Here is a 24,140-nt window from a genome sequence, read left to right as displayed (position 1 = left end):
ACCGGGCCGATTGCGCGATCCGCGTCTTCCTCATCGACCGTCCGCCGACACGTCTCACTGAGCAGGAGGTCCCTGTCCCCCGGGCCGAGCGATGGGTACAACCTCGGATGTGGGCGGAATCTGCCTGCACCCGTCGCCCGCCGAGCCGAAAGAGTCGAGACCGAGATGTCAGAAACCGAGTCCCCCCTCTTCCGCCCCCTGACGGTGCGCTCCCTCGAGCTCCGCAACCGCATCGTGATGTCCCCGATGACCCGCTCCCACTCCCCGGGTGGCGTACCCGGACCGGACGTGGTCGAGTACTACCGGCGACGCGCCGCGGGCGGCACCGCCCTGATCGTCACCGAGGGCGTCGCCATCGAGCACCCGACGGCAGTCGACAACCCCCGCGTGCCCCACATGTACGGCGAAGCAGCTCTCGAAGGCTGGCGTCGCGTCGTCGATGCGGTCCACGCCGAGGGCGGACGCATCGTTCCCCAGCTCTGGCACGTCGGCCCCCTCTGGGGCGCAATGAGCGCGGATGTCGACCCCGACCTCGTCCCCATGCGACCGTCCGGGATCTGGGGCGAGCTCGGCGTGACGTCCTACGGCGAGGACTACATCGCCCGAGCCTCCGCACCCACGCGAGCCATGACCGCCGAGGACATCGAACAGGTCGTCGCTGCCTACGCCGACGCAGCCGCCGCTGCCGCCGAAGCCGGGTTCGACGGCATCGCACTCCACGGAGGGCACGGCTACCTGCTCGACGCGTTCCTCTGGGAAGGCACCAACCTCCGCGACGACGAATGGGGCGGCGACCTCGAGCGCCGCACCCGCTTCCCCGCGACGGTGGTCGCCGCCATCCGCTCGCGCATCGGCAACGACCTGCCGATCTTCTACCGTTTCTCGCAGCACAAGCAGCAGAACTACGAGGCCCGGATCGCCCACACCCCCGACGAACTGAAGGCCGTCCTCACCCCCTTGAAGGAAGCCGGCGTCGACGTGTTCGACGCGAGCATCCGCCGCTTCGACCTTCCGGCATTCGAAGGCAGCGACCTGACCCTCGCGGGCTGGGCCAAGAAGGTCACCGGCGCACATTCGATGGCCGTGGGCAGTGTCGGAATCGCGACGACCTTGCGGGAGAGCCGCCTCCAGGGCAGCGCGCCCGCGCGCAACAACGTTCCCGAACTCGAACGACGGCTGGGCGACGACGAGTTCGATCTGATCGCCATCGGACGTCTGCATCTCGCCGACCCCTCTCTCGCGACAACCCTCCGCAACGGCGCGGAACTCCCCGAGTTCGACCGCTCGGTACACGAGGCCGCGCTGATCTGACATCCCGAAGGCGGTCTCGCTCAGCGAGATAGCACAGCGTGACAGCTCTCACCTGCGATACCAAGTGATCCGAGCCACTCCCATTCGTGGGGCAGGGAAACACGGCCCGCGTTCGGGTCGCCGAGAGTCTGGAATGTGCTTTGACTTCCTACGCCAATGAACTCTCCCAGCCGGAAGCCGCAACCCCGAAGGGGCGGAGCCGGTTCGACCGGCAGCAACCGGTATGGGTGATCGTGTCGGTCCTGATCGCCGTCGAGATCATCAGCGCGTTCGAAACATCGATGATGTTCGCCGCGATCCCGACGTTGATCACCGAATTCGACAGCGACGCATCGACGGTCGGATGGGCGGTGACGGCCTTCCTCCTCGTCTCGGCTGCCTCGGCCGCCGTGTGCGGACGACTCGGCGACATGTACGGCCGGGAACGGATCCTGATGGTCCTGCTCGCCGTCGCGGCGCTCGGCTCGATCGTCAGCGCCGTCGGCGACAGTCTCACCAGCATCATCATCGGCCGCGCGATCCAAGGTGTGGCCGGCGCGATCCTGCCGCTGTGCATCGGACTGGCCCGTGAGCACCTTCCCGCCTCCCGCGTCCCCGTTGCCGTCGCATTGATCTCCGGCTCCGCAGTCGCAGCAGGTTCCGCGTCGCTGCTCGTCGCCGGTCTGCTGATCGACAACGCCAGCTGGCACATGATCTTCGTCGTCGCAGCCGCATATGCGATCTTCGCTCTGCTGCTCGTCTGGTTCGTCCTGCCGTGGCGTCGGCCCACCGGGACCTCCGAGAAGATCGATTACATCGGCGCGGTCACCTTCGCCGGTGCGGTCGCCGCGATCCTGCTCGGTGTCAACAAGTCCCAGGCATGGGGCTGGTCGGACCCGCGCACCCTCGGTCTCATCCTGGGTGGCGCCGCCGCCCTGGTCCTGCTCGTGCGGTGGGAACTGCGCACCCCCTCCCCCATCATCAACGTGCGACTGTTCGCCGACCGCAAGTTCTCGCTCACGATGCTGGCGACCGTCGCGATCGCGGCGGGACCGCTGGGCGTGGTCACCATGATCATCCCGATCATCATGCAGACGCCCTCCACCGGCGACTTCGGCCTGGGCCTGAGCGCGACACACGCGGGTTGGCTCTCGTTCATCGGTTCTTTGTTCGGATTCGTCTGCACCCCGCTGAGCGGCCGGATCTCCGCCGCAGTGGGTTCACGCGCCTCGATGCTGCTCGGCACCGCCCTGTTCATCGTCGGCGTCGTCGTCATGCTCACCGCGCACCACTCCGTGGTGGCCATGACCGCCATGGTCGTCGTGGTGTCGGTCGCGACCGCCTTCGCCTACACGGCGATTCCGAACCTGATCGTCGAGTCCGTGCCCGAGCACAACACCAGCGAGACGACCGGCACGAACGCCGTGCTGCGCACCGCGGGCCAGGGTGTCGGAACGTCGATCGCGACCATGCTGCTCGCCTTCGCTGCGACCCCCCTCGCAGGGATCAACATGGTCGGCGGCATGCTCATCGCGCTTTCCGTGGTGACCATCGGGATCACCGTGCTGATCCCGCGCACCGCGCGCACCGCCTGATCCGAACGCCCGTCTCCTCCCGCTGTCCCGATTACCGGGAGGAGACGGGCGTCGGCGTCGGCGTCGTTCTACCGTGGTCCGATCGAGAAGTTTTCGTATCGAAGGGAACCCACTGTGATGACAGCCGTTGAGACACCGGTCGGTTCACGCTCCATCGTGCTGACCGTCAGTGCAGTCGTCCAGGAAACCGCCGACGCCGTTTCACTGGTGTTCGACGTACCCGAGGACCGCCGAGCGGACTTCACCTACAAACCGGGACAGTTCCTCACCCTGCGCATTCCGAGCGACATGACGGGTTCCGTTGCGCGGTGCTACTCCCTGGCGAGCTCACCGCACGCCGACGAACCCCTCAAGGTCACGGTCAAGCGCACCGCGGCCGGATACGGTTCGAACTGGCTGTGCGACAACATCGCCGCCGGTCAGAGCATCGAGGTGCTGCCTCCCGCAGGAGTCTTCACCCCGGTCGACCTCACCGAGAAGCTCGTCCTGTTCGCCGGCGGAAGCGGGATCACCCCCGTGATGTCGATCCTCAAGTCGGCACTGCACAGCGGAAACCGCAATGTGGTGGTGGTCTACGGCAATCGCGACGAGAAATCCGTCATCTTCGCCGAAGAACTCCGTGAGCTCGCCGCACGCCACTCCGACGCCCTCACCGTCGTCCACTGGCTCGAGAGCGTGCAGGGCCTGCCGTCCCCGCAGCAGCTCGCGACCTTGATCTCCTCCTTCGCCGATCACCGCGCATACATGTGCGGACCCGGGCCGTTCATGGACACCGTCCGCGAAGGCCTGCTGCTGGCCGGCGTCCCGAAGGACCGGATCCACGCCGAGGTCTTCATCTCGTTGTCCGGCGATCCGTTCGCCGACGTGCCCGCCGTGGAGATCGACGAGTCGGACACCGACGCCGCCTCCGTGACGGTGCAGCTCGACGGCGAGGAACACGACCTCGTGTGGCCGCGCAGCGCCACCCTGGTCGACATCATGCTGTCGAAGGGCCTGGACGTGCCCTACTCCTGCCGAGAGGGCGAGTGCGGCTCGTGCGCGTGCACCGTCGTCGAAGGAGAGGTGGACACCCCGCCGTCGGCGATCCTCGACGAGGAGGACATCGCCAACGGATACGTCCTCGCGTGCCAGGCCAGGCCCAAGAGCAAGAACGTGCGCATCGACTTCTGAACCGGCCGTAGGGAACCGAAGGCCCCGTACCGCCTCTTGCGGTGCGGGGCCTTCGTCCGTCCGGGCGAGATCGTGCGGGAACGGATGCACTCCGCGTACGACGCAGCGTCGTGAAATGGAGCGTCCCCGGGTGCCGTACGGCACCCGGGGACGAGTAGGTGGGGATCGCGCGGATCAGCGGTTCAGCAGGGCCCGCATCGCTGCTGCTGCACCCTCGACGAGCTTGTTCCTCGGGAACCCGCTGCGCTTGACCGCGGCCTCGTAGTTGCCGCCGGCGACCCATACGGGGCCGTCGGTCAGGTGCTCGAGACCTTCACGTGCGACATCCTCCGGCTCGGCGACGAGCATCCCCGGAATGTCGAAGTTCAGACCCGCACGCACCATCGCCGGGGTGCGGGTGACACCGAGGACGAGTTCGACCACATGCACACCGTGCGGTGCGAGTTCGAGCCAGAGGCTCTCGGCGAAGACGCGGCTGAACGCCTTCGATGCCGCGTAGATGCTCTGGTGTTCGGCACCCATGTATCCGGAGAGCGACCCGAGCAGCATGATGCCGCCGCGGCCACGCTCCTTCATCGGCCCACCGAACAGGTGCGACAACTCGATCTGCCGGTGGACGTTGAGGTCGATCACGCCGCGGAACCCGTCGAGGTCGCCGGTGACGAACTCGTGGCCGTAACTGTTCGCGCCGGCGTTGAAGATGAACAGGCCGACCTCGATGTCCTGGGTGGCCGTGCGGATCTGCTCGACGGCGTCGTCGTCGAGCAGATCCAGCGCGAGGGTGCGCACCTGCACGCCGTTGCTCCGCGCCTTGTCCGCCGTCTCCTCCAGCGGTTCCGGCTTACGCGCGATGAGCACGAGATCGAAGCCGGCGCGGCTCAATTCGTCGGCGAACGCGGCGCCGACGCCTTCGGAGCCGCCGGCGATGACAGCCCACGGGCCGTAGTACGAGCGATCGAGGTCGAGGGATTCTGGCATCGTCGGTCCTTCGAGAAGTAGTCGGGAGCGGAAGGTCGGAAGGGAACGGTCACTGCACGATGGGGGCTCGGATCGGGGTGTCGTCGAAGACCTCGATGACACCCGAGGCGGCCGCCTTCGCGATCGCGGCGTCGAGGTTCGAGCACGACATCCGGGGCGCGCCGGGGCGGCCCTCGCGCCCGTCGTCGTCCCGGACGACGGGGCAACGACGGCGCGCGTCGGTGTTCCACTGGATGGACGTGTGCTCCCAGCTGTTCTTCTGCACGAGCACCTGCGCGGCGCATTCACCGCACCGCAACGGCGCCATCCGGTTCTGCATGTTCTCCGCTCCTAGCCCGCAGGGGTGGACTGCTCTTCGAGGGCCTTGCGGGCGATGTTCTCCTCGACTTCCTTCATCCAGGCGGCCACCGGGCGGGTGGTGTCCATCTCGAACTCGAAGCGGTCGGTCATCGCCGGCTCGACGTCCTCGACGTCGACGTAGAACTGCTCGTACCAGCGTCGCAGCTGGTAGACCGGGCCGTCCTCCTCGCACAGGAGCGGGTTGTCGATACGGGTCTTGTTCCGCCAGATCTCGATGTCCTGCTCGAAGCCCTTCGCGATGAAGTTCCCGAACTGCTGGGCGGTCTCCAGGGCCTGCTCGCCTTCGAGGCGGTCGGACTTCTTGACGATCATGCCGTACATCAGGACGAACTTGTCCTGGGAGACCGGGTAGTGGCAGTTGATGAGGACCGACTCGACGTCGTAACCCTCGTACTGGTAGACGAGATCGTCGATCATGAAGGACGGTCCGAAGTAGCTTGCGTCGGAGCGGCTTCCGAGCATCTTCGGTTGTCCTGCCGCGTGCGGACGGGTGTCCTCACGGGCCTGGCCCCGCATGAACTGGCTGGCCACCTGGCCTTCGAAGACGTTCTTGAAGTAGACCGGGAAGGAGTAGTGCACGTAGAAGAAGTGCGCCATGTCGACGATGTTGTCGATGATCTCCCGGCAGTTGGTGTCGACCTCGGTGGTGTACCAGACCCAGTCGGTCCACTCGTCGCTCGTCGCGCCTTCGATGCGCGGGATGGTCACGTCGGCGGGCGGCGGGTTCCCCTGAGGGTCGTGCCACACGAAGAGCATGCCGTCCTGATCGAGGGTGTGCCACGCACGGGTCTTGGCGATGGGAGGAACGCGCCGCGCGTACGGGATGTTCTTGCAGCGCCCGTTTCCGCCCCAGCGCCAATCGTGGAACGGACACGCGATCTCGTCGCCCTTGACCGTGCCCTGGCTGAGATCCCCACCCATGTGCCGGCAGTACGCGTCGAGGATCTTGATCTCGTCGTTGCTGTCGGCCCACACCACGAGCTTGGTCCCGAAGGCCTCGATCGAGTGCGGCTTGCCGTCCTTGAAATCCTTCGACAGACCGAGGCAGTGCCAGCCTCGGGCGAAGCGGGCGGGAGCCGACCCGGCGACGATCTCGCGGATCTCGGATTGTTCGGAAGTGCCGATGCTCACGGTCGTCCGTCCTTTCGGGAGGGAAGCGTTGAGGAGGTCAGGCGGCGGAGTCCGCTGGAGCATTCCGTCGCGATACGACCGAAACGCTAGGTGATCGGTATCACCCCTGATGAGGACATCTCACTGGTCGAGACCTTCCGCCGTCCTGAGACCGCGCCGGGTCGCGATCACGCAACCGGGGCAGGCTCGGCGGTCGGCATCAGGGCCGCTCGGCCGTTGGCGACGAACTCCTTCTCGATGCGTGCGCGTTCCGCGTCGTCGAGCAGCACGTACTCGGAGGTCCGTCCGACACGCACGTAGACCGTGTCGGAGGTGTTCCACGCGACCGCCCGCAACGGAGCCTTGTTCACCTTGTTGCTCCCCGTCAGCGGGATCCGGTCGGTGACGCGCACGAATCGCGGCCACCACTTGTCACCCATGTCGGGCTGCTCGGCGAGGGTCGCCCCGAAGACCACCGGATCGAACTCCGCACCGGGCTCGAGTTCGACGGCGCACATGACCTGATCTCCGGTCGTGGGATCGGGCACGGCGAAGACCGGGGCGGACAGAACGCCCGGCACCCGCAGGATGATGCGCTCGACCGGGGTGGCGGAGAAGTTCTCGCTGTCCACGCGAAGCCAGTCGGAGGATCTTCCGGCGAAGTAGAAGAAGCCGTTCTCGTCGCGGTACCCGAGGTCCCCCGACCAGAAATCGTCGCCCTTGACCCGGTCGGCCATCGCCTCGGGATTCTTGTAGTAGCCCTCGAAGGTGTGGGCGGCACCACACGCGACGATCTGACCGACGGCGTCACTGTTGAGGAGACGACCGGTCTCGTCGAAACGGGCGCGAGGGCACTCCTGCCCCGTGTCCTCGTCGAGGATCCGGACGTCGACACCTCCGACGGCGACGCCGAGCGATCCGGTCGGAGTGTCGGGGGTGCGGTTGATGCGGAAGACACCTTCGCTCATGCCGTAACCCTCGACGACCGTGCAGCCGAAGCGTTCGGAGAAGCGGGCCACGTCGGCTTCGGACGCCTCGGTGCCGAACGCGAGTTCGAGGGTGCTCGCGCGGTCACGGGGGTCCTCCGGCCGACTCAGGATGTACGACAGGGCGCGTCCGACATAATTGACGAAGGTGGCGCCGTAACGGTGGACGTCGGAGGCGAATCTGCTCGCCGAGAACTTCCGGATCAGACAGACGGTCGCGCCGGCATGCATGGCCGTGCCGAGGTTGAGCATGAGCGCGTTCCCGTGGAAGAGCGGCATGCACAGATAGGCCACCGAATCCTCGCGCATGCGCACACGCTCGGTCAGCGGCCCGAGGAGTCGGGCGAATCGTCCCTGACCGACGATGACGGCCTTCGGGGCACCGGTGGACCCGGAACTGAACAGCAGCAGCGCGATGTCGTCGGCGGACGGGATGGTCCCCGGCAGGTCCGCGCCGCGGAACGGCTCGAGGAACTGCCCGTACCGCGCGTCGTCGATGTCGTAGATCCTGTCGGCGGGCAACCCGTGGTCGGTGCCCTCGAGGAGATGGGCGAGGCGGGACTCGGTGACCACGAGGTCGATATCCGCGTGCCGGATGTCCCGGGCGATCTCCGGACCGCTACGGCTGGCGTTGATACCCACCACGGCCGCCCCGGCCAGAGCGCCCGCACCGATCCAGAACACGAAATCCGGGACGTTCTCGAGAAGTATCCCGATATGACGCTGCCGATCTGCCGGGGCGGGCACGGTCGCCACGATCGCGGCGGCACGATCGGCACTTTCCTGGACCACCTCGCCCCAGGTCCACTGCTGGTCCTCGAAACGCAACCCCACCTTCGGGTCACCGTGACGAGCGCGCACTACTTCTGCGAACGTGTCCAAGTCTTTCCTCCAGACGGTTGTGGCGATCAAGCGAAAGCGGCGCGACCGCCGGACAGAACGGCGCCGGTCTCCGTGACGACGTCGAAGCGGGCATCCGCTGCGTCACCCCAGGCGCGGACCTGTGCCGCATCGCCCGGGAAGACGGGGGCCGCGAACCGCCCGAACAGCATCGTCAGATCAGCCGGGTGCGCTCCGAGCATGTCGGCCAGGGGCAGCGTCGCGGCGGCGAGCGTGCACAGTCCGTGCAGGATCGGGCGGGGCTGTCCGATTCGCGCTGCGGCCTCGGGATCGATGTGGATGTGGTGCCGGTCGCCGGTCAGCCGGTAGAGCGCGGCCTGGTCGGCGTGGGTGGTGAGCGTGCCGACCAGGTCGGCCTCCCCCTCCGGCGCAGCCGGCGCCGACGGTCCGCGCTCGCCGCCGAAACCTCCCGCTCCCGGTGCGAACAACGACCAGGTCGCGACGAAGAACTCGCTCTCGACGACGACCTCGAACACCGCCGCCCGGCCCTTGTCCCAGACCTCACCGACGCGCGCCGACATCGCGATCTCCCCGGAACGCGGCAACGGTGCGAGCACCTCGAGGCTCTGGGAGCCGTGGAGCGCGGTGGACGTGTCGAAGGCACCGAGCGCACCGAGCGCATCCGGTGCCCACTGGGCCAGCGTCAGAGCGAACGTCGGCAGTACCCGCAGCCGCTCTTCGAACACGAGGTCGAGGTCCGTCGCACCGGCGCCCACCGCGAGCGCGTACAGGATCGCGTCCCGTTCGTCGTATCGGACCGTGCGGGCACCCAGGTCGTGGCCTCGCCACTGCGCGGGCGTCGACGTCGTTGCGGTCATTCGATCTCAGTCCTTTCTCATGGGGGCGCCGGGCGGCGGCCCGACGGAGACAGGACCTCGCTTTCCACAGACGCCCAGGTCACAGGCTAGGGAGAGCGGTGGTGACCGTCACCGCCCGTCCCACTCACCGGTACATTCGAGGTCGGGGTGACCCGTCGTGAGATTCTGGCGGTACGCACTCGATGGAGGAGGGGACGTTCGTGAAGCGTGCAGGGACACCGGTGGGATACAGGCGATGACCATCCCGTCCGATCCCTCCCATTTCCTCGATCAGCTGGTATCGCGCCTCACCGGCCCCGGCGGCGAGTTCGAGATCGTCGTGCAGGAAGTCCTGGGCACCGCGATGCCCGTCATGCGTAAACGTGACGTCGCCGTGGCGGATCTGCTCTCGCAGTCCCTCGTCTGGGGCGACCGCGAGTACCTGGTCACCGCCGATCGCCGGATCACCTTCGCCCAGAACGCACGCATGTCCTACGCCCTCGCCGCAGCCCTGCACGAGCGGTACGGGGTGCGCTCGGGCGACCGCGTGGCAATCCTGTCGGCGAACAGACCCGAATGGGTCACCGCGTTCTGGGCGACACAGGCCCTCGGCGCGATCTCGGTGGGATTGAACGCCTGGTGGGTCCAGCCGGAACTGGAGTTCGGTATCCGCCATTCGCGACCGCGGGTGGTGTTCGTCGACGGTCCGCGTACCGCGGCCGTCGCCGGCATCGATCGTGCGCAGACCGTGGTGTTGTCGATCGAGGAGGATCTACCGCGGCTGGTCGCGGAGTTCGACCGCGCGCAACCGCCGCCGCCGCGGGTCGCCGAGGACGATCCCGCCGTTCTCCTGTACACCTCGGGCACGAGCGGCGACCCCAAAGGTGCGCTGCACTCGCAACGGAATCTGCTGGCGGTGGTCGACTACCACCGGTACCTCGACGCGATCGCGACGATCTGGACCGGGGCTGCATACGACCGGTCGGTGCCGTCGGACTCCAGATATCTGCTGACATCCTCGCTGTTCCACATCACGAGCCTGCACAACACGATCGTGCCGCGCCTGGCCACCGGCAGCACCGTGGTGATGAATCAGGGATGGTACGGGGTACATCCCGTACTCGAACTCATCGAAGCGGAGCAGGTCACCCATTGGATGGCCGTGCCGTCGATGGCGGCGCGGATGCTCGAGGACGAAGACCTCGACAGATACGACCTGACCTCGTTGACACGCTTCACCCTGTCCTCGGAACCGTCGACACCCGAGTTCAAGCAGCGTCTGCGCGAGCGGCTCCCGTTCGGCAAGCACGCCATGGTCGACAGCTACACCATCACCGAGTGCAGCACGTCGATCGCGGTGGCCTCTGCCGCCGAACTCGAGGAGTTCCCCGGCACGGTGGGCGCGCCGATCATCACGGTGAGCCTCGAGATCCGGGATCAGACCGGCGCATGGCTGCCCGACGGCCGCGTGGGTGAGGTGTGTGTGCGCAGCCCCTTCGTCATGCTCGGCTACTGGGACGACGAAGCCGCGACAGCCGAGGCGATCACGCCCGACCGATGGTTGCGCACAGGCGATTTCGGAGTTGTGGAGAACGGCCGGCTGCGTCTGGTGGGCCGGCGCGCCGACCTCATCCACCAGAACGGCGAAAATGTCTACCCGTCGGAGGTCGAACGCGTCCTCTCCCTGCACCCGGCGGTCCGCGAATGCATGGTGACCGGCGCTCCCCACCCGGAATGGGGTCAGGAGGTGGCGGCGGTGGTCGTGCTCGTCGAGGGCTCCACGGTCACCGTCGAGGAATTGACGACTTTCGCTTCCGAGCATCTCGCGTACTTCAAGGTGCCGACGCAGTGGACGCTGACGTCCTCCCTGTTGCCGCGCAACGCTACTGGGAAGATCATCCGCAAGGGATGGCGCGACACGTCCGGACCCTGGTAATCGCACGCCTGCGCCTCACGAGCGCCATCGGGTGGACCGGGCCGGAGCCCGGCCCACCCGAACGGGGTCGGCTCAGCTCAACCGCTCGAGCACCATCGCCATGCCCTGGCCTCCACCGACGCACATCGTCTCGACACCGAACTGCTTGTCGTGGGTGCGCAGGTTGTTGATGAGTGTCGTGGTGATGCGGGCACCGGTCATTCCGAAGGGGTGACCGAGCGCGATCGCGCCGCCGTTGACGTTGAGCTTGTCCTCGTCGATGCCGAGTTCACGAGCGGAACCGAGGACCTGGACGGCGAAGGCCTCGTTGATCTCGAACAGGTCGATGTCGTCGATTCCCATGTTCGCGTTGGCCAGAGCCTTGCGGGTCGCGTCGATCGGTCCGAGGCCCATGATCTCCGGGGACAGGCCCGAGACACCGGTGGAGACGACACGTGCGAGCGGGGTCAGCCCGAGTTCTTTGGCCTTGGTGTCGGACATGATCACCAGGGCGGCCGCACCGTCGTTGAGCGGGCAGGCGTTGCCGGCGGTCACGGTGCCGTCGGGGCGGAAGACCGGCTTCAGCTGGCTGACCGCCTCGTAGGTGGTGCCCGGACGCGGACCGTCGTCGGTGGACACGACGGTGCCGTCGGCGAGGGTCACCGGGGTGATCTCGCGCTCGAAGAAGCCGCTCTTGATGGCTTCCTCGGCCCGGTTGTGCGAACGCACGCCCCAGCGGTCCTGGTCCTCGCGGGAGATGCCGGTGTGCGAGGCGACGTTCTCGGCGGTCTGCCCCATGCCGAGGTAGACGTCCGGAAGCAGGCCTTCGTTGCGCGGGTCGGTCCACGCCACGCCACCCTCGGCGAGCTTCGCACTGCGCGCCTGCGCGTCGTCGAACAGCGGGTTCTTCGTATTCGGCAGTCCGTCGGCGTTGCCGGTGACGAAGCTCGACACCGACTCGACGCCGGCCGAGACGAACACGTCGCCCTCGCCGGCCTTGATGGCGTGCAGCGCCATGCGGGTGGTCTGCAGCGACGACGAGCAGTAGCGGTTGACGGTGACACCCGGCAGGAAGTCGTAGCCGAGCTGGACCGCCACGACACGCGCGATGTTGAAGCCGGACTGGCCTGCGGGCTGGCCGCAACCGAGCATGAGGTCGTCGATCTCGGCGGGATCGAGCTCGGGAACCTTCGCGAGCGCTGCGGCGACCATCTGCGTCGCGAGGTCGTCCGGACGGATCGACGCGAGCGAGCCCTTACGCGCTCGGCCGATCGGCGACCGTACTGCGGACACGATTACTGCTTCGGGCATCTTCTCTCCTCGATGTTCGGTCGTACTTCGACCCTACGACCCTTCGACCCTCTGGGTCCGGCGGCTATCCTGTGCTAACTTACCAAGCAATCGCTTGGTTCGGTACAGACGTTAGGAACATGCCATGGGCATCACCTCGACCTCCGACAGCGCCGGTATCACCACGGTCACCGTCGACTTCCCGCCCGTGAACGCTCTTCCCTCACAGGCCTGGTTCGACCTGGCCGAGGCCGTGACCACGGCCGGGCGCAGTCTCGACACCCACGCGGTGATCCTGCGCGCCGAGGGCAGAGGCTTCAACGCGGGTGTGGACATCAAGGAAATGCAGGCCACCGAAGGGTTCGACGCCCTGATCGCCGCCAACCACGGGTGCGCCGCCGCATTCGCCGCCGTCTACGACTGCGAGGTACCGGTGATCGTCGCCGTCAACGGCTTCTGCGTCGGAGGCGGCATCGGCCTCGTCGGCAACGCGGACGTCATCGTCGCCTCCGACGACGCCGTCTTCGGTCTGCCCGAGGTCGACCGCGGTGCGCTCGGCGCCGCAACGCATCTCGCGCGCCTCGTCCCTCAGCACATGATGCGCACCCTCTACTACACGGCGCAGAACGTCACCGCGCAGCAGCTCGAGCACTTCGGTTCGGTGTACAAGGTCGTGCCGCGCAGCGAACTGGACGCCACCGCACGCGAGGTCGCCGAGACGATCGCCGCGAAGGACACCCGCGTCATCCGCCGCGCGAAGGAAGCCATCAACCGCATCGACCCCGTCGACGTGAAGACGAGCTACCGCCTCGAGCAGGGTTTCACCTTCGAGCTGAATCTCGCCGGCATCGCCGACGAGCACCGCGACGAGTTCGTCGCAACAGGAAAGCCGCGCAGCAACAGCTGACGCCTCACACCACCAGGAGTTCGGAACACCATGCGTGACAAGAGAATGTCGCTCGACGACGTGGTCGGCGAGCTGCGCAGCGGAATGACCATCGGCCTCGGTGGCTGGGGGTCGCGCCGCAAGCCCATGGCCCTCGTGCGGGCGATCCTCCGCTCGGACGTGAAGGATCTGACCGTCGTCACCTACGGCGGCCCCGATCTGGGTCTGCTGTGCTCGGCGGGCAAGGTGAAGAAGGCCTACTACGGATTCGTCTCGCTCGACTCGGCACCGTTCTACGATCCGTGGTTCGCCAAGGTGCGTACGGGCGGCGAGATCGTCGCCCGCGAGATGGACGAGGGCATGATCAAGTGCGGCCTGGAGGCCGCCGCGGCACGCCTGCCGTTCCTGCCCATCCGCGCAGGCCTGGGCTCGGCCGTCGTCGACTTCTGGGAAGGCGAACTGAAGACCGTCACCTCGCCGTATCCCGGCCCGGACGGCACCGAGACCCTCATCGCCATGCCGGCGCTGAACCTCGACGCGGCGTTCGTTCACCTCAACATCGGCGACAAGCACGGCAACGCCGGCTACCAGGGTGTCGACCCGTACTTCGACGACCTCTACTGCATGGCCGCCGAACGGCGCTACGTCTCGGTCGAGAAAATCGTCGAGACCGAGCAGCTCGTGAAAGAAGTTCCGCTCCAGCAGCTCCTGCTCAACCGCATGATGGTCGACGGGATCGTCGAAGCACCGAACGGGGCGCACTTCACCCTCGCGGGCGACAGCTACGGCCGCGACGAGAAGTTCCAGCGCCACTACGCCGAGTCCGCCAAGGACCCCGAGACATGGCAGGCATTCGTCGACCGTTTCCTCTCGGGCAGCGAGGACGAGTACCAGGCCGCAGTCCAGAAGTTCGCACAGGAGCAGGCATGACCACCACCGAGACCGTGACCCGCGCCGAGTACTGCGCGATCGCATGCGCCGACATCTTCGCGGGTGCCGGCGAGATCATGGCGAGCCCGATGGCGACACTGCCGCAGATCGGCGCACGCCTGGCCAAGCTCACCACCGAGCCCGACCTGCTGATCACCGACGGTGAAGCACTCATCCTCGCCGACGTCCCGGCCCTCGGCGCGAAGGCACCGATCGAAGGCTGGATGCCGTTCCGCAAGGTGTTCGACGTCGTCGCGTCGGGTCGCCGTCACGTCGTGATGGGCGCCAACCAGATCGACCGGTACGGCAACCAGAACCTGTCGGCCTTCGGTCCGCTCCAGCAGCCGACGCGTCAGATGTTCGGTGTGCGTGGCGCTCCCGGCAACACGATCAACCACGCGACCAGCTACTGGGTCGGCAAGCATTCCTCGCGCGTCTTCGTCGACACGGTCGACATCGTCTCGGGTGTCGGATACGACAAGGTCGATCCCGAGAACCCGGCGTACCGCTTCCTGCACATCGCGCGGGTCGTCACCAATCTCGGTGTCTTCGACTTCGGCGGCCCCGGCCACAGCTTCCGGGCGCTCTCGCTGCACCCGGGTGTCGAGGCCGCGACCGTCGCCGAGAACACCTCCTTCGAGGTCGCCGGTCTCGACGAGGCCGGAGTGACCCGCGAACCCACCGCCGAGGAACTGCGTCTGATCCGAGAGGTGATCGACCCCAAGGGACTCCGCGACCGCGAGGTCGCGCTGTGAGCACCCTGCGCACGGCACTGACGGAGCTCGTGGGCATCGAGCACCCCATCGTCCAGACGGGCATGGGCTGGGTGTCCGGTCCGCGGCTGACCGCCGCGACGTCGAACGCCGGTGGCCTCGGCATCCTCGCATCGGCGACGATGACCTATCCCGAGCTCGAAGCGGCGGTGGCGAAGACCAAGTCGCTGACCGACAAGCCGTTCGGTGTGAACATGCGCGCCGACGCTTCGGACGCCGGAGAGCGCATCGACCTGCTGATCCGCGAGAAGGTGAAAGTCGCCTCGTTCGCGCTCGCACCGAAGAAGGAGCTGATCGCCAAGCTCAAGGATCACGGCATCGTCGTGATCCCGTCGATCGGTGCCGCCAAGCATGCCGTGAAGGTCGCCTCGTGGGGTGCCGACGCGGTGATCGTCCAGGGCGGTGAAGGCGGCGGCCATACCGGGCCGGTCGCGACGACGCTGCTGCTCCCGAGCGTGCTCGACGCCGTCGACATCCCGGTCATCGCGGCCGGTGGCTTCTTCGACGGTCGCGGGCTCGCGGCCGCGCTGTCCTACGGTGCTGCCGGTGTCGCGATGGGTACGCGGTTCCTGCTCACGAGCGACAGTGCCGTTCCCGATTCGGTGAAGCAGCAGTACCTCGCACGTGGTCTGCAGGACACCACCGTCTCGCTCAAGGTCGACGGCATGCCGCACCGGGTGCTCAACACCGACCTGGTGAACAGCCTCGAGAAGTCCACCTACGCGAAGGGACTGCTCGCGGCCGCCCGGAACGCGACGAAGTTCAAGGCGATGACGGGCATGAAGTGGTCGACGCTCGTCAAGGACGGCCTCGCCATGAAGAAGGCGAGCGACCGCACCTGGCAGCAGATCATCATGGCCGCCAACACCCCCATGCTCCTCAAAGCCGGTCTCGTGGAGGGCAACACCGAAGCCGGTGTGCTCGCCTCGGGCCAGGTCGTCGGCATGCTCGACGATCTGCCGAGCTGCCAGGAGCTGATCGACCGCATCGTCGCCGAGGCCGTCGAGCGCATCGACGCCCTCTCGGCTCTGCGCGATCAGGGGCGTCCCGCCGCCTGATTCCGATTCCGAGCAGATCGAGACCGGTGTTGTTGTCGAGTTTCCGCGAGAAATCGACAACAACACCGGTCTCGGTCCGTTCCGACGACCGCTATTCGGTGGTGAGCGCGCTCAGAAGAGCTCTGGTGCGACGGAGCGACGCACGCGGATCGTCGCCGACAGGGAGGATTGCCGCCCAGACGTCGGTGACACCCGCATCGAGCAGTCCCTGCAGCTGCCGGCGCACCGACTCCTCGTCGCCGACTATGGCGATGTCCGCCGGGGTACTCGCGCCCGCCTCCTCCAGGACCCGCCGGTAGCTGGGCATTCCCGCGTAGGACGTGGCGGTCGCGGCGACCGCATCCCGCGCCGCGTCCGCGTCGTCGTGGACCGCGACGGGCAGTCCCGCCACGATGCGCGGCTCCGGCCGGCCCGCCCGCGCGGCGGCCGTGTGGATCGAGGGGGCGATCCGCGATTCGATCACCTTCGGCGCCGCCATCCACAGGACCGTGCCGTCGGCCCACTCCCCCGCGACCCGCAGCATCCGCGGCGACATGGCGGACAGCAGGACGGGCACCTCGTGCGCGACGTCGACCATCCGCCCCGCACTGCGGGTCGACCAGGCCTCTCCCCGGAAGTCCACCTTCTCACCACGCAGCAGGGCGGTGACGATCCGGATGTACTCCTCGGTGTTCTGCCCCGGGGTGTCGTACGACAATCCGTAGACGTCCCGGACCAGGCTCTCGTGCGACGGTCCCAATCCGAGCGTGAATCCCGGCCGGCCCATGGCCTCGGCGACGCCCGCGGCGCGGTTCGCCTGCAGCAGCGGGTGGCACGGGTAGGTCTGGAGCACGGCGGTGCCGAGCTCGATCGATCCTGTCTCCCGACCGGCCACCGCGAGAGCTGCCAGCGGGTCGCCCGCGACGGTGCTCGCGAACCACAGGGACGTGAATCCCTCGGCCTCCGCCTGCTGTGCCTGCTTCACGATCCTGTCCGTGGACGACGCTCCGCCCGTGAGCCCGATTCGCATCGACACCTCCGTGATCGCGTCCCCATTCGATGGTGAGAACAGTACTCTCAAACAAAGAGAGTATGGATTCCCGGCGGAAACTGTGGATGGCCGAGTCCGGATAGTTCCCACGATCGGAACCGACGTTGTTGTCGATCCTTCCCGGGATCAACGACAACAACATCGGTTCCGATCCGACTGACTACGGTCGTTGACGGATCCGCCGAGCTCGCGTTACCGTGCGCGGAACTGTTTACCGCAGGCATGGGGGCCCGGTGAGATCACGCACGGTCGCATTCGTCGTGGCGGCAATGACCGCTTGCACCATCACATCCACAGCACCGGCGACCGCCGATCCCACCGGTGGCGCCTCCGGCGCATCCTGGCAGAGCCTCGTCGATGCCCCCGACGCCTATCCCGACACCGCCGTCGAGTGGGACGTACCCATCACATTGAGCGACGGGACGGTGCTCCGCGCCAACGTCTTCCGTCCCGCACACGCCGACGGCACGCCGATCGACGAACCCACACCGGTCGTCCTCGGTCTCACGCCGTACACGAAACTGTTGTCGACGCTGGCGTCGGTGGCGATGGAGGACCCGCAGTTCGCCCCACTCGTGGACGAACTCGGATCCGTCCTGAACTTCGGTGCCCCCTTCGACGGCATCACCGAACTCGCCGCCCCGGCATCCCAACTCGGCCGCGCCTTCGGACTCAACCGCGATCTCGTGCAGAACGGGTACACGCAGGTGATCGTCGACGTGCGGGGCACCGGTTTCTCCCACGGACAGTGGGACGTCCTCGGTCCGCGCGAGCAGCAGGACACCGTCGAGGTCATCGACTGGGCGGCGAAGCAACCGTGGTCGAACGGACGCGTCGGAACGACCGGCGTGTCCTATTCGGCGATCAACCAGATCCAGGCCGCCGGCCTACGACCTGAGGCACTCGACGCGGTCTTCGCCGTCGAACCCGGCAACGACCTGCTGCGCGACATCGTGGGCACCGGCGGCGCCGTGGGCGTGGGCTTCATGCCCGCCTGGCTCGGGCTCGTCAACGGGCTCAAGTGGGTTCCCGATATGCAAGCCCTCCTCCAGGGCCGGTTCGACGCGCAGTGGTTGCGCGACAGGCTCGCCGACCCCGCCACGAAGATCCCCGAACTCTTCGAGGTCCTCACCGCGCCGAGCATCGACGGTGTCTCCCCCGATGCCCTCGCGGTCGCTCAGGACGGCCCGTTCTACCAGGAACGGCAGGCCCGACTCGAGTCGATCGAGGTGCCCACCTTCGTGTTCGGGAACTGGCACGACATCTTCGCCAACAGCGAGCCCGACATCTACAACCGGATTCCCGTCGAACCCGGCCGCAAGCAACTGGTGATGGGCGACGGCTACCACGCGATCCTCGGTACCGGATTCGGCACCCCGGGACATCCGCCGAACATCACGGCGCTCCAGCACGCCTGGTTCGACCGCTGGCTCAAGGACATCGACAACGGCATCGACGAGTACGGCCCGGTCACCCTGCTGCAGCAGGGCGGCGGTTGGGTCACGAACGACGAGTTCCCACGCAGCCCCGTCGACCACGAGAAGCTCTTCCTGTCGGCGGCTCCGAGCGGCACGGCCGGGCACGCTCTCCACGACGGCACACTCGCGACGTCGGCGCCCGAAACCGCGCAACGACTCACCGTCGCCCCGGGACTGCGCGGCTTCTGTTCCCGTGAGGCCGCACAGGGCACCGCCGGCATCGCGGTGCTGTTGGGCGCGGGATGCACGAAGGACGCCCGGTTCAACGAGGCCGAGGGCCTCACCTTCACCAGCGGGCCGGTCACCGAACCGACCGTGCTCTCGGGACCGGTCAACGTGCACCTCGAGACCGTCCTCGACGCCACCGACGGATTCTGGTCGGTTTCCGTGAACGACGTGGCTCCGGACGGACGGTCCACCGTGCTCACCACCGGTTCCCTCGTCTCGTCGCTGCGGGCGATCGAGGATTCGAAGAGCACGTTCACCGCCGACGGCGACTACGCACAGGCACATCCGGTGCTGACCCTCGAGTCCCGGCAGCCGATCGTCCCGGGGCAACCGACGGCCCTCGACATCAGCACGCTGCCGACCGAGGCGGTGCTGCAACCGGGCCACCGCATCCGGGTGGACGTCTACGCCGCGAGCGTCCCGCGCTCGTTGCCGCTCGGCCCGATGCTGGTCGAGAGCGGACTGCGGCCACAGCACCTCGAACTGAACCCTGCCGCACCGAGTTTCGTAACGCTTCCGGTAGCGAAGTAGCCGGCGGGACGTTCCGCTCGGGAAATCGGGATCAGGAGAACGACCCGTGCCGACCCTCTCCGGACGCGAAGCGGGCGGCCCCACCGGCCGCATCGCTCTCGAGGGACTCCATGCCGACCGTGAACTCGAATGCGATCGCCTCCGATTCGGAACGGCCGGACTGGGCGCGGACCGACCGGCGATCGTTGCGCATACACGTCTGAGGGAAGCCGGCGATCTCCCGCGCCATGTCTTCGGCGGCCTCGCGCGCGGTTCCCGGTTCGACCACGCGGTTGGCCAGACCGAAGTCGAGTGCTTCCGCGGCATCGACCGGGCGGCCGGTCAGGATCATGTCCATGGCCCGGCTCTCGCCGATGAGGCGGGGCAGCCGAACGGTCCCGCCGTCGATCAACGGCACGCCCCATCGTCGGCAGAAGACACCGAACACCGCATCGGCGGACGCCACCCGCAGATCGCACCAGATCGCCAGTTCGAGTCCGCCGGCCACCGCGTAGCCCTCCACCGCCGCGATCACCGGTTTCGACAGCGCCATGCGTGTCGGTCCCATCGGTCCGTCGCCGCCCTCATCGAGGACATTCTGCTCCTCGGTGCCGATGGCCTCGAGATTCGCACCCGCACAGAAGTTCCCGCCCTCTCCGAAGAGGACTGCGACATCGGCGTCGGGGTCGGTGTCGAAGGTCCGGAACGCGTCGGCGAGTTCGGCGGCCATCGGACCGTCGACCGCGTTCCGGCGCTCGGGACGGGCCATGATCACGGTCGTCACCCGGTCGCGTGTCTCGACGCGGATCGACTCGTACTGCGTCATCCCTGCCCTCTCCCGTTCAGCAATCCCGGAGTTCAAAAGGTCTCGAATCGAACTCTGCTGCAACAAGTTTCGTGACGGTACCTGTCACCGGTCGCCGGGCCGACGCTCGAGAGCGTCCCGATCCCACGCACCGAGGCGGGCAGCGGCCTCGTAGGTGCTGTGCAGGAAGTCCATCAGTTCCGCATCGGGATCGGCCGCGGTCCGCACCGCCTCGTAGGGCAACACGAACTCCCCCAGCTCGGCGGAATAGTGGGCGGCGTCCGGCCGCACCGGGGAATCGTCGAAACCGTCGAGCCCCGGATAGACGTAGGAATAGAACGCTCCTTCGTCCCCACCACCCGGCCAGAACCCGCAGCTGCTGAGCTCGTGCGAGTAGGCCTCCGTCATCACCCGGTCGGGGCAGTTCGGGATCCCGCCGGGGTGCGGCGGGGCGGTACGTCCGGAGAACCGGGTGCACGCGAGGTCCATCGCTCCCCAGAAGAAGTGCACCGGACTGACCTTGCCGAGGAACTCCGCCCGGAACACCTGCAGGACGCGATGAGCCTGCACGAGCTGCCGCCAGAAGAGGTGAGCGGCCTCGCCGTCGTAGCTGTCGTGCTCACGGTCCCGAGCGAACGGGATCGCCGGATCCACCTCGTTGGGTGTGCCATGGATGCGGGTCGCGATGCCCAGTTCGTCCAGCGCTTCGAGGGTGCGGGTGTAGAACTCCGCCACCGGCTGTGCGACGAGAGGCACCGAACGACTGCGACCGTCGCCCGCACGGATGTGCAGACGGTGTTCGAAGAGGTCGAATTCCATGTCGAAGACGGTGCGCCCATACGGAATCGACGAGGTGCCCAGACCTCGTGGTGTGACGTACAGCGTCGTCTGCCACCAGTGGTTGACCGTCGGCGCATGCGCCATGCGGATCTTGCCGACGATCTGCAACCACATGTGGAGGGTGTCGCGTGTGTCGGCCCATTCCACCGTCCGCAGACTCGGCCACGCATCACCGGAAACAGGTACTGATTCGTGCACAACGCCTCCCACAGTGTCGAGGAATCGGGTCAGGAGAACGAACCGTGTCCACCTTCCCCTGGACGCGAACCGTGCGGCACCACCGGCCGCGTCGCTGCCGAGGGAATCCGTGCCGACCATGAATTCGAATGCGATCGCCTCGGGTTCGGAACGACCGAACTGCTCGTAGGCAGATCGACGATCGTTGCGGATACAGGTCTGTGGAAATTCGGTGATGTCACACTCGCGACGTTCCGATGCTCGGGGCGGGCCATGATGACGGTCGTTACCCGATCGCGCGTCTCGACGCGGATCGATTCGTACTTCGTCATGTCCGTCCTCCCCCGCTCAACAGCATCGGCTTCCCGGGTTCGCATCCGCTGCGGCGTGCCGCTCACGCCAGTAGTCGCGTTCGCTCAGCGGTGGTCGATCCGGATGCTGGCGGCGGTGCAGATCGACGTACCGCGCGTAGTCGTGGTCGCCCATGACGGCACCGATCCACCACCAGGCACGACGCAGTACGGCGATCACGACCCGTCTCCGTCCTTGTGATGCGAGGCATGGGTGTGCGCAGCTCCCGGGGCCCGGACCTTGCCCGAGGCGATCAACTCGTCCCACTCCTTCTGCAGTTCCCGTTCGGCCGGTGTGGGCACGAAACCGGCGGGCGCGAAGATCTTCGACGGGACGTCGGGTGTCTCGGTGGTGGGCATACCTCCGGCGCGGATCGATCTGATGCACACCACCACCCCGGCCGCGACGACGATCAGCACGAGGCTCGCGAACACGATCGACAGGGTGCCCTGGATGAACGTGTTGCGGATGACGGCGTCGATCTCGTCGGCCGTCCTCGCCGAACCGAATGTGGTTGCGCCGGAGTTCTTCGCGTCGACGAAAGCGCGGTGCTGGGCCCAGTACCCCACCGCGCGGTCGCCGGAGAAGATCTTCTGCCACGACGCCGTCATCGTCACGATCAGGTCCCACACCAACGGCACACCGGGGATCCAGGCCCACTTCACCAGTCCCTTCTTCACGACGATGGTGAGCACGACCGTCAGGGCGATCGCGGCGAGCAACTGGTTGGCGATGCCGAACAGCGGGAACAGAGTGTTGATGCCACCGAGCGGGTCGGTGACGCCCATCAGCAGGATCGCACCCCACAGGCCGACGACCACTGCGGAGCACAGCCACGCACCGGGACGCCAGGACGGATCCTTGAAGCGACGGGCCGGGCCACCGAAGTTGCCGAGCGAATCCGAGAGCATGAACCGCGCGACACGCGTTCCTGCGTCGACGGTCGTGAGGATGAACAGCGCCTCGAACATGATCGCGAAGTGGTACCAGAACGATTTGAGGCTGTCGCCGCCGAACAGATCGCTGAGCACCTGCGACATGCCGAACGCGAGCGTCGGGGCACCACCGGTACGGGAGATGATCGACTCCTCCCCCACACCCTCCGCGGCGGCGGAGATCTGCTCGGGAGTGATGTCCGGCGATCCCAGGCCGAGTCCGTTGACGTAGGCGGCGGCGGTCTCCGGGGTGCCACCGGTGAGGGCGGCCGGTGCGTTGAGCGTGAAGTACAGGTGCTGGTCGATGATGCACGCGGTGACCAGGGCCATGATCGCGACGAACGACTCGGTGAGCATGCCGCCGTAGCCGATCAGCCGGGTCTGCTTCTCCTTCTCGAGCAGTTTCGGGGTGGTGCCCGAGGAGATGAGCGCGTGGAATCCCGACAGTGCGCCACATGCGATGGTGATGAACAGGAACGGGAACAGCGACCCGGCGAAGGCCGGGCCGTCACCGTCGATGGCGAACGACGTGACGTCGGGCATCTCCAGGGCCGGACGCGCGACGAGGATGCCGATGGCCAGCAGCACGATGGTGCCGACCTTCATGAAGGTCGACAGATAGTCGCGCGGGGCGAGCAGCAACCACACCGGCAGTACCGACGCGGCGAATCCGTAGGCGATCATCAGCCACGAGATCGTCACCGGGGAGAGGGTGAACCAATCGGCGCCCCAGTCGGTCTCGGCGACCCAGCCACCCGCGATGATCGCGACGAGCAGCAGGACGACGCCGATCAGTGACACCTCCGCGACCTTGCCGGGTCGCAGGTAGCGCAGATAGACGCCCATGAACAGCGCGATGGGGATCGTCATGGCGATGGAGAACAGGCCCCACGGACTGTCGGCGAGCGCGTTCACGACCACCAATGCCAGCACCGCGATCAGGATGATCATGATGACGAAGACCGCGATGAGTGCCGCGACGCCACCGATCGGTCCGAGTTCCTCGCGGGCCATCTGGCCGAGGCTGCGACCGCGGCGGCGCGACGAGATCCACAGGACGAGGAAGTCCTGGACCGCACCGGCGAAGACGACACCGACGATGATCCAGATCGTGCCGGGCAGATAACCCATCTGCGCAGCGAGCACCGGGCCGACGAGTGGGCCCGCGCCGGCGATGGCGGCGAAGTGGTGGCCGAACAACACCCGACGGTCCGTCGGCATGTAGTCCTTGCCGTTCTCGAGTTCCTCCGCAGGTGTCGCACGGTCGTCGCGCGGCTGCACGATCTTGCGTTCGATGAACTTCGCGTAGAAGCGATAGGCGACGAGATAGGTGCAGACGGCGGCGATGACGAACCAGACGGCGTTGATCTCCTCGCCGCGCACCAACGCGATCATCGACCACGCGAACGCGCCCAGAACTGCGAGGACGAGGAAGACGATGCGTGCGGTCGGCGAGATGGGAGTGCGGTCGACGACACCGACGGGTGGCAGATCGGGATCGGTCCGAAGATATTCGACGTCCGGACGTTCCTCCGGGAGGGACTGCGACGCGGTGTCCGACACCGGTTCCGGGGGCATGGCTGCTCCTCACCAGGACCGTCGCGAATCCGCGGAGTGTCGGCGACGGACCTCGACAACGTGCACGCTGCTGACGTGCGTGACGCTACCGGACCGGACCCTCTCTCCGACGGCAGTTCGGGCGCCTGGTGCGGAACGGTCCCGGACGCCTGTCGCCCGATCGGATCGAC

General features: G+C 67.1%; 20 protein-coding genes. 9 read left to right on the top strand and 11 right to left on the bottom strand.

Annotation, left to right across the window (positions count from 1 at the left end):
• The first annotated feature begins 165 nt into the window (after positions 1–165).
• The 3 genes from ACNJ7K_RS19185 (at position 166) to ACNJ7K_RS19175 (ending at position 4,055) form a co-directional block, all read left to right on the top strand.
• Positions 166–1,311, top strand: coding sequence for an oxidoreductase (locus tag ACNJ7K_RS19185; protein WP_159416774.1), 1,146 nt, complete (start codon positions 166–168; stop codon positions 1,309–1,311).
• Between the two features lie 227 nt (positions 1,312–1,538).
• Positions 1,539–2,885: an MFS transporter gene (locus tag ACNJ7K_RS19180; RefSeq protein ID WP_120281348.1), complete on the top strand. Its 1,347-nt coding sequence runs from the start codon at positions 1,539–1,541 to the stop codon at positions 2,883–2,885.
• A 117-nt stretch (positions 2,886–3,002) separates the two neighbouring features.
• Positions 3,003–4,055 (top strand): 2Fe-2S iron-sulfur cluster-binding protein, encoded by a 1,053-nt coding sequence (locus ACNJ7K_RS19175; protein WP_487042073.1) that lies wholly within the window; start codon positions 3,003–3,005, stop codon positions 4,053–4,055.
• A 174-nt stretch (positions 4,056–4,229) separates the two neighbouring features.
• On the opposite strand, the gene ACNJ7K_RS19170 is transcribed toward ACNJ7K_RS19175, so the two are convergent.
• The 5 genes from ACNJ7K_RS19170 to ACNJ7K_RS19150 all read right to left on the bottom strand — a co-directional run bounded on the left by ACNJ7K_RS19170 (position 4,230) and on the right by ACNJ7K_RS19150 (position 9,207).
• On the bottom strand, positions 4,230–5,033 hold the full coding sequence (locus tag ACNJ7K_RS19170; protein WP_120281346.1) for an SDR family NAD(P)-dependent oxidoreductase: 804 nt from the start codon (positions 5,031–5,033) through the stop codon (positions 4,230–4,232).
• Between the two features lie 49 nt (positions 5,034–5,082).
• On the bottom strand, positions 5,083–5,352 hold the full coding sequence (locus ACNJ7K_RS19165; protein ID WP_120281345.1) for a hypothetical protein: 270 nt from the start codon (positions 5,350–5,352) through the stop codon (positions 5,083–5,085).
• Between the two features lie 11 nt (positions 5,353–5,363).
• Positions 5,364–6,524, bottom strand: coding sequence for a 3-ketosteroid-9-alpha-monooxygenase, oxygenase component (locus ACNJ7K_RS19160; protein WP_120281344.1), 1,161 nt, complete (start codon positions 6,522–6,524; stop codon positions 5,364–5,366).
• Positions 6,525–6,691: 167 nt separating this feature from the next.
• The gene (locus tag ACNJ7K_RS19155; RefSeq protein WP_159416776.1) at positions 6,692–8,371 is read right to left on the bottom strand and encodes an AMP-binding protein; all 1,680 of its coding nucleotides are present in this window, start codon (positions 8,369–8,371) and stop codon (positions 6,692–6,694) included.
• Positions 8,372–8,397: 26 nt separating this feature from the next.
• Positions 8,398–9,207, bottom strand: coding sequence for a MaoC/PaaZ C-terminal domain-containing protein (locus tag ACNJ7K_RS19150; RefSeq protein WP_120281342.1), 810 nt, complete (start codon positions 9,205–9,207; stop codon positions 8,398–8,400).
• 235 nt (positions 9,208–9,442) lie between these two features.
• Between ACNJ7K_RS19150 and casG the strand changes: the two genes are divergently transcribed.
• Complete coding sequence (casG, locus tag ACNJ7K_RS19145; RefSeq protein ID WP_487042072.1) at positions 9,443–11,122, top strand: steroid-24-oyl-CoA synthetase; 1,680 nt, start codon at positions 9,443–9,445, stop codon at positions 11,120–11,122.
• 72 nt (positions 11,123–11,194) lie between these two features.
• Here the strand turns inward: casG and ACNJ7K_RS19140 are convergent, their stop codons facing one another.
• The gene (locus tag ACNJ7K_RS19140) at positions 11,195–12,412 is read right to left on the bottom strand and encodes an acetyl-CoA C-acetyltransferase (protein ID WP_120281340.1); all 1,218 of its coding nucleotides are present in this window, start codon (positions 12,410–12,412) and stop codon (positions 11,195–11,197) included.
• A gap of 124 nt (positions 12,413–12,536) precedes the next feature.
• Here ACNJ7K_RS19140 and echA20 point away from each other — a divergent pair, with 124 nt between their 5' ends.
• The 4 genes from echA20 to ipdC are packed head-to-tail and all read left to right on the top strand — an operon-like array spanning position 12,537 to position 16,038.
• Positions 12,537–13,298, top strand: a complete 762-nt coding sequence (echA20, locus tag ACNJ7K_RS19135) for a (7aS)-7a-methyl-1,5-dioxo-2,3,5,6,7,7a-hexahydro-1H-indene-carboxyl-CoA hydrolase (protein WP_120281339.1) — start codon at positions 12,537–12,539, stop codon at positions 13,296–13,298.
• 30 nt (positions 13,299–13,328) lie between these two features.
• On the top strand, positions 13,329–14,207 hold the full coding sequence (locus ACNJ7K_RS19130) for a CoA transferase subunit A (RefSeq protein WP_179161794.1): 879 nt from the start codon (positions 13,329–13,331) through the stop codon (positions 14,205–14,207).
• Positions 14,204–14,962: a cholesterol ring-cleaving hydrolase subunit IpdB gene (gene ipdB, locus ACNJ7K_RS19125; RefSeq protein WP_085469434.1), complete on the top strand. Its 759-nt coding sequence runs from the start codon at positions 14,204–14,206 to the stop codon at positions 14,960–14,962. Before ACNJ7K_RS19130 ends, ipdB begins: the two co-directional genes overlap by 4 nt.
• Positions 14,959–16,038: a (3aS,4S,5R,7aS)-5-hydroxy-7a-methyl-1-oxo-octahydro-1H-indene-4-carboxyl-CoA dehydrogenase gene (ipdC, locus tag ACNJ7K_RS19120; RefSeq protein ID WP_487042071.1), complete on the top strand. Its 1,080-nt coding sequence runs from the start codon at positions 14,959–14,961 to the stop codon at positions 16,036–16,038. Before ipdB ends, ipdC begins: the two co-directional genes overlap by 4 nt.
• A 91-nt stretch (positions 16,039–16,129) precedes the next feature.
• On the opposite strand, the gene ACNJ7K_RS19115 is transcribed toward ipdC, so the two are convergent.
• Complete coding sequence (locus ACNJ7K_RS19115) at positions 16,130–17,047, bottom strand: TIGR03564 family F420-dependent LLM class oxidoreductase (RefSeq protein ID WP_487042070.1); 918 nt, start codon at positions 17,045–17,047, stop codon at positions 16,130–16,132.
• A 290-nt stretch (positions 17,048–17,337) separates the two neighbouring features.
• Between ACNJ7K_RS19115 and ACNJ7K_RS19110 the strand changes: the two genes are divergently transcribed.
• A complete protein-coding gene (locus ACNJ7K_RS19110; RefSeq protein WP_487042069.1) occupies positions 17,338–19,305 on the top strand; it encodes a CocE/NonD family hydrolase in 1,968 nt (655 codons plus the stop codon).
• A 31-nt stretch (positions 19,306–19,336) separates the two neighbouring features.
• On the opposite strand, the gene ACNJ7K_RS19105 is transcribed toward ACNJ7K_RS19110, so the two are convergent.
• From ACNJ7K_RS19105 to ACNJ7K_RS19090, 4 genes are all read right to left on the bottom strand, one after another.
• Positions 19,337–20,110, bottom strand: a complete 774-nt coding sequence (locus ACNJ7K_RS19105) for a crotonase/enoyl-CoA hydratase family protein (protein WP_088897579.1) — start codon at positions 20,108–20,110, stop codon at positions 19,337–19,339.
• Positions 20,111–20,194: 84 nt separating this feature from the next.
• Positions 20,195–21,127 carry a DUF5996 family protein gene (locus ACNJ7K_RS19100; RefSeq protein ID WP_301179088.1) on the bottom strand — a complete coding sequence of 311 codons (933 nt, stop codon included), beginning with the start codon at positions 21,125–21,127 and terminating at the stop codon, positions 20,195–20,197.
• A gap of 327 nt (positions 21,128–21,454) precedes the next feature.
• Entirely contained in the window at positions 21,455–21,637 is a 183-nt protein-coding gene (locus ACNJ7K_RS19095) for a YbdD/YjiX family protein (protein WP_174246939.1), read from the bottom strand.
• The gene (locus tag ACNJ7K_RS19090; RefSeq protein WP_487042068.1) at positions 21,634–23,970 is read right to left on the bottom strand and encodes a carbon starvation CstA family protein; all 2,337 of its coding nucleotides are present in this window, start codon (positions 23,968–23,970) and stop codon (positions 21,634–21,636) included. Before ACNJ7K_RS19090 ends, ACNJ7K_RS19095 begins: the two co-directional genes overlap by 4 nt.
• Positions 23,971–24,140 lie beyond the last annotated feature (170 nt).

Origin of the sequence: Rhodococcus shunpengi (assembly GCF_048381395.1) — a bacterium.
Taxonomy (GTDB): Bacteria; Actinomycetota; Actinomycetes; order Mycobacteriales; family Mycobacteriaceae; genus Rhodococcus.
This window is presented reverse-complemented; position numbering and strand designations above follow the sequence as displayed.